We start from the raw sequence: 6,125 nt of genomic DNA on the forward strand, positions 1-6,125 counted from the left end.
TTAACCCGAACTCAGGTTAACTCAAAACTATTTACAGAATTAATATTTACTATATGATAAATAATAGAGGTTAATGTGTAAATCATTTGTCTTTCACCAGAGCTAATACTCTTCAGTATATCGACATTGTCCTTGGTCATAAAAGAAATATCAAAAGTTGGTGGTGGAAGATGATCCAAAAATTCTTCATTGATTATTGGTTGTATTTCTTTTAAATGACTTAAGCTTAATTTTTGATCAACATTCCTCCAAATTCTATCATACTCTTTATAATAATTTATAACCTGTTTCAATTTTAAAAGAATATGACTGTTGTTGCCAATAAATTTATTTAGAAAAAGATTTGTATTGATTATTAAATATTCGTAATTTTTGTCCTTACCCTGCTCTACTATACACTTTCTAAAAGAGTGATATTTTTCGCAAATGCTTACAATTTTGTAGAGAATATAAATGTCAAATCTATATTGTTCTGTGCCTAGTGAAATATGATAAATTTCAAATCTTTTTTTAAATTCTGTGAGTAAAGATTTTAAATTAAAATAAAATTTTGTTTTACCTGCTAGTTTAGTTGTAAAGATAAAACCTATTTGATCTTCAAGAACATTAAAAAAATTCTCGCTTCTTCGTTTTTCCGAACCGAATTTTGTGATTTTCTTTTCGGAATTTGTATTTAATATAGTAAAGGATCTTGAATCTTTAAGTTTTAATTTTATATGATCAACAATTAGGTTTTCCGTAATTGAAAGAAACTGGTTTTTAACCAGAATTGAAATTAACCGTTGATGTAAAAGATAATTTTCATTATTAATATCAATAATACCAGAATAGTTACCTGCCTCTCTTTTTGGATTAAGTACGACGGGAATTTGATAGGAATCGTTTTTATGAAATAATTTGTCAATCCACTGACCTGCTTCTGATGAATTGAATGAATGTATTGAATAATTTAAGATGCTTGTATAAAAGAATTCAGTCAAATCTATTTGAAGTCTTGATTTCAGTTCAATCAATTCTACAATACCTCTATTTATGTTGAGTATATAATACTTTTGATTAATCAAATAATAAATTTCACAACAAACTGTCTCACCAGATTTATTTAGAAATTGTAATTCTGCAGAAGAATTAAGTTCTTTTTCTTTAATTTTACGAGCTGCTAATTGGTTGATAGCAACTATAAACAGTTCAATTAATGCACTTTTACCACTCCCATTTTTTCCAACAATTGCTGAAATTGACACTTTCTCGTTGTCGAAAAAATTGTGAGGTAAATATTCAGTTTCATCAAAATTAATTGTTCTGACAGGTAAGTCAGATATTTTATCATCTATTCTTTCTTCATTAGCAGAATAGAATTTAGCCTCAGCGTAAAATTTGTAAATTTGATTAACTTGAAGATTCTTCAAAAATTTTCGGCTACAACCTTTCAATGGCCTTATAGCAAGTAGTTTAAAACTCATAAGCAAATATTTTTACTTTTTAAAAATTTTAAGACAGCATCCAACAATTTTTAATTAATTATCCTTGTTTAATATTGGGTTCAAGAATGTCTAATGCTTTATTTACTCATACACCGTTTTATATTTTCATAAAAGTAAGATTAAACTTGAACTTTACTTTCAAATAATTATATGAGTTCAGGTTTACAAAAACATATATAAAGTTGATTTTTATAATTTAAGAGTTTTATCTCATTCAATTATAAAAACCTATTAATTAGTAAAACCCATCATCCAAAACAGTTCCTTTCTACCCACCCTTTCTACCCACCCTAAGGTAAAATATAATTGATTCTCCAATAACCACCTCTATCGCTTCCTTCTCTTTCAATTAGTCCCAATTCTTTTAAAGCATCTATGTTGTTATCTATTGCTGAGGAACTTATACCAACTTTTTGTTCTAATTCTTTTTTAGTAACTCTATTGTCTTTATGAACTTCTTCAAGAATTTTAACTCTATTATCCGTTAGTTTTTCTACCCACCTATCTACCCACTTTTTGAAATCGAATGGTCTTCTAAGTGTAACAGTAAACATCCCATCCATTGCAAATTCGGGAGGAGTCAAATTTGCTTCCTCCATTAAATCATTCATTCTAATGATTCCTGAACCAATTTGCTCAACCATTCTTATTCTTTCAAATAAACCAAAAATAAGAGGATTTCTACTTAAACTTCTTTTACCAAATTCATTTCTTGGAATACCACTTACTAGACCTCCCGGATTGGAAATTTCAACTCTATCCGAAAACAGTTCAATAGTAATCCGAGCACCCTTTTCATAATAATCTCTGTGTGCTAATGCGTTTATGATAGCTTCTTTAAAAACAGTTTCAGGAATTTCCCACAGTTCATTTCTTGGTTTGGAACCCGCACCTTCTATATCGTATCGGACATCTAATTTTCCTTTTAGCCACTCCATACTTTGTAAAAACTGTTGATAAAGTGTGCCGGTCATTATTTTATCATCAATGATGAATCTTTTGTCGATGCCTTCGAACGCAACACATCTTACTACAGCCTTTTCAAAAAATATTTCGGGATCTTGAGCAAAAAATAAAACTGCTCCATTTTTCAAAAAAGAATCTTTAGTAAAGAGTTTCAAATTACTGAAAACCTGTTCATCATCAATTGCATTGTTCAATCCCGCCAATTCTCTGAACTGCCTAATATTTTCATTCGGAATATCCAGTTTAATGTCAATTGTTTTGCACGGAGCTTCATCAAAATAAATACGATCTGCCTGTTGAAAGAAATCTCTCATTTCTTCCACCGTCGTCAATTTTTGTGAATTTGGACCTTGTCGAACATAGATCGCACCTGAAAGAACATAAGGTTTGCTTTCTCCTGAAGGCACTTCAATGACAACAATTTCTTTTCCATCAATTTCAACAGTATAAATATCACAATGGAACGAAGGAGAAATTTCTCCGATGGAATTTTGCAGAGAAGAACGCTTAGAATTGTCAAAAGATATTCCTTTGATATTATTTTTATCGTCAACACCAATCAAAAGTGTACCACCTGCCGCATTAGCAAAAGCGCATATTTCTTCTGTTATTTCTTTAACCTTTGAAGGAAAATTTAACTTAAATTCCGCATTATATCCCTCACCTGAAGAAATGATGGATTTTAATTCAATTTCTGTCAGCATTTATTCTAGTTTTTGTTCTTGATTGTAATTTATGAAAATTATAAACTCTTTTTTCTTTGACTGTATTTGATAGTAATCTTTCACTACTCTTCATTCACATTTACAAAACATCCTTTAATCTCTAATTATGTGAGCACTATTTACTTTACTATCATCACACTTACACCATTTATACGTGTTTGCTATTACGCTGCAGCCAAAAATTTGATATTTCATGACTACATATAAAAAAAATATTTGTTTGGAGGATTCTCCAAATCTTTAGGAAAATATTGTATAATTTCTCCTACTTTTTTTGAAAATTGAATAGTTATTGGTAGCCCATCACAATAGCTACAATTATTAAAATTCATTTTTGTCAATGCTAGAATTTCTTGACAAATCTCAACAATCGGAGTTTCTCCAATATTTTCAACCGATAAAGGCATAGGCACGTAAGCTCCGGGATAAGTATCGTAGTAAGGTATAAATCCGTTCGAGTATAAAAATGCCTTGTCGTTACTAACCTTCAATAGTGTTCCGCGCAAAACAGGATAATCGCTATTTCGCAAAAGTCTTAATTGAGAATTTTTGATAGTAACTAAATCATATTCAATATCTTCACCCAAAGATTCTTTAATTCCATCGACGATACCATCAAGTTCATTATAATCCGGATTGACATACGCGTCCCAAAAATCAGATGTCTTATGAATGACAATTCGTTTTGGAGTATGTTTATTTAATAGTTTGTATTGATTTAAAACATTAATAATTAATTCTTTAGCATATGCATATTTCAAGTGCGGCGTTGCTACTTTAGTTTTTTCGCTTCTCCATTCAAACTGTTTGCCTGTAAAAACCAAACCTTTCCCATCCTTATTAAATGCTTGTGCGATACTCGATCTTAGATGATTTTTACCTTTTTCATTAATTTTATGAAAACTAATCCCTAAATAACAAGTATCTGCATCTATATCTCTAATCGTCCAAGGTGTGCAATTTGCGGTTTTGTAGTATTGAGCAACGCAAAAATTCCAAGCAATCATCGACAAATCCTGCAAACTTTTTTTGGTTCCATCAATCGTATTCTCTAAGATAATTTGAATAGGTATATTCTTTCCTGTCGCCAAAATATCTGCCTTAATCTTTCGTCTTAAATTGTGAAAAACATTTCCCAAAGTGAAGGTTCCAATTTTTTTAAAAACATCTTTACCTATAATAAGAATGATAATATCGGGTCTTCCTGTCGTATTTTCTATCAATTCAAGATAACAATTTGTATACAATTCAGAAATATCATTCAATTTTTCAATCTGCTTTTTCTCTGATTCAATTATCTCGGTAATTGCACTCGAATTTATAGTATAATCATCTCCATCATTTAGAAATTCACATTTAAAACATGATTCAGAGTTAAAGCCTGGAAAGTCAGGATTAGCTTTCTTATTAATTATTTCACCACTTTCAATGTCTTCTTCAAAACCGCTATCAAAATCTTCATCGTCGAAAAGTGACTCTATGTCTATAGTTTCATCGTCATCATCATTAGGATCATCGCCATTGGTAGTACTAACTTTTAAAGATTTTGGTTTATAATTTTTTGTTGATTCAATCGGATTGCTGAATTTATCTATCCAACTTTTATAGTCGCTAATCTGCTTTTTAGTTCCTATTACGGAATATTGAATTTGTGATTTATGCGATTTATTACTTATTGAATAAAAACCCATTGCTTCAATTCCCTTTTTTGGGTCTTCGCATAGAAAATCATTCGCAAATTCAATAAGTGGCTCTTGTAGATATTGTATTTCCATTAGTCAAATAACGATAATTGTTGTGTTTCCTCATCAAAAACCCGTTTCGGGTTCAGTTCTCTAATACCAAAGCTGACTTCAAAGAAATTCCTTTTAAATAAAATGTCAGAAAACCCATCTGTCGACCTCCAACTATTTCCACCTAGATAGCTTGTTAAGGAGGTGATATGATTATTGTATTGTGAATTTCTTTCGGAAACTTTAATCTGATTATTCAACCTAGTAATCCTTATCGGATTATCCAAAGGCGTCTTTCCATCTTGTGAGTAATGGTATTTTGGTTCGATTATTAAAACTAAAAAATTATTAAACCATTCATACTTTATTTGGAAACCATGATGTTTGTAAAAGAACGTATCGTAATAATTATGTTTACTAACAACGGTTCGGTGAATTCTCTTCCCTTTACTAAAATATGAGATTTGCTCATAATATTCTGCAGATTTATCCTCCGATTTAATTTTAATTTTTAAAGGTTCTTTATTTATTAATGCAAAGTAAAACCGATTGCGCTCTTTAAAAAAATTAATTCTTTTTCTATGAAAAAAACTCTTAAGATGAGAGTTCACAATTTCAGTTACTATATTCCTATTTTCTTTTTTTGACTGAATAAATCGTAGTGGTACATTTGTTTCTACCGATTTTTTGTTATTCAGTAATTTTTCAAGTATGGTAGGTGATATTATTTTTAAGTCTGTAAATGTGTATAGAAAATTTGATTTGATGGTAAATTTTGGAAAATCAATTCCTTCTTCGTTTATTATATTATAAATATCAATATTGCTTTTAAATTTACAATCATATTTATATATAAATTTGGGAAATTCAATAGAGAAAATGTTTGAAAAAATTTTCTCCCGAGTCCCAAATTGAACCCTGTTCACAAAGCTTTGGTTGATTGCTTCGCTTAGATTAGTTTGTCTTTCAGTTAATAAATTAACCTGAGTTCGGGTTAAGCGAAGTTCAAAAATAATTGACCGTCATTTACCTTTTTCAAGTTGAGTGACGGTTTTTTTGGAAAGAAACAATAGGCTGTTAGTCCTCCCAAGATATTGATCATAAAATTATTGACGCTTCTGTGTCGGGTGTGTTCCACTTGACAATGGTTTTTTAGTTCGTCATTAATCGTTTCAATTATGGCTCTTTTTCGGAGTAAAATCTTATCTTCCATTTTC

Annotated in this window: 5 protein-coding genes; all 5 read right to left on the reverse strand. The window is 30.1% G+C overall.

The window, feature by feature from the left end; all coding sequences use genetic code 11:
- Nucleotides 1–11 precede the first annotated feature (11 nt).
- Nucleotides 12–1,463, reverse strand: a complete 1,452-nt coding sequence (locus EGH73_RS05650) for a P-loop NTPase family protein (protein WP_123281047.1) — start codon at nucleotides 1,461–1,463, stop codon at nucleotides 12–14.
- A gap of 311 nt (nucleotides 1,464–1,774) precedes the next feature.
- Nucleotides 1,775–3,154, reverse strand: coding sequence for an AlbA family DNA-binding domain-containing protein (locus EGH73_RS05655; protein WP_123281048.1), 1,380 nt, complete (start codon nucleotides 3,152–3,154; stop codon nucleotides 1,775–1,777).
- Between the two features lie 218 nt (nucleotides 3,155–3,372).
- Entirely contained in the window at nucleotides 3,373–4,950 is a 1,578-nt protein-coding gene (locus tag EGH73_RS05660) for an argonaute/piwi family protein (protein ID WP_123281049.1), read from the reverse strand.
- Nucleotides 4,950–5,834, reverse strand: coding sequence for a hypothetical protein (locus tag EGH73_RS05665; protein ID WP_123281050.1), 885 nt, complete (start codon nucleotides 5,832–5,834; stop codon nucleotides 4,950–4,952). The genes EGH73_RS05660 and EGH73_RS05665 overlap by 1 nt, the downstream gene beginning before the upstream one ends.
- A 68-nt stretch (nucleotides 5,835–5,902) precedes the next feature.
- On the reverse strand, nucleotides 5,903–6,125 hold a 223-nt coding region (locus EGH73_RS05670; protein WP_148041683.1), incomplete at its 5' end, for a transposase.

Source organism: Epilithonimonas hominis, from assembly GCF_003730015.1.
GTDB classification, from domain to species: Bacteria; Bacteroidota; Bacteroidia; order Flavobacteriales; family Weeksellaceae; genus Epilithonimonas; species Epilithonimonas hominis.

Bases quoted from the DNA above. Each gene is read 5' to 3' on its own strand.
- EGH73_RS05655 (WP_123281048.1), bottom strand. From the start codon at position 3,154: ATGCTGACAGAAATTGAATTAAAATCCATCATTTCTTCAGGTGAGGGA.
- EGH73_RS05650 (WP_123281047.1), bottom strand. From the start codon at position 1,463: ATGAGTTTTAAACTACTTGCTATAAGGCCATTGAAAGGTTGTAGCCGA.
- EGH73_RS05660 (WP_123281049.1), bottom strand. From the start codon at position 4,950: ATGGAAATACAATATCTACAAGAGCCACTTATTGAATTTGCGAATGAT.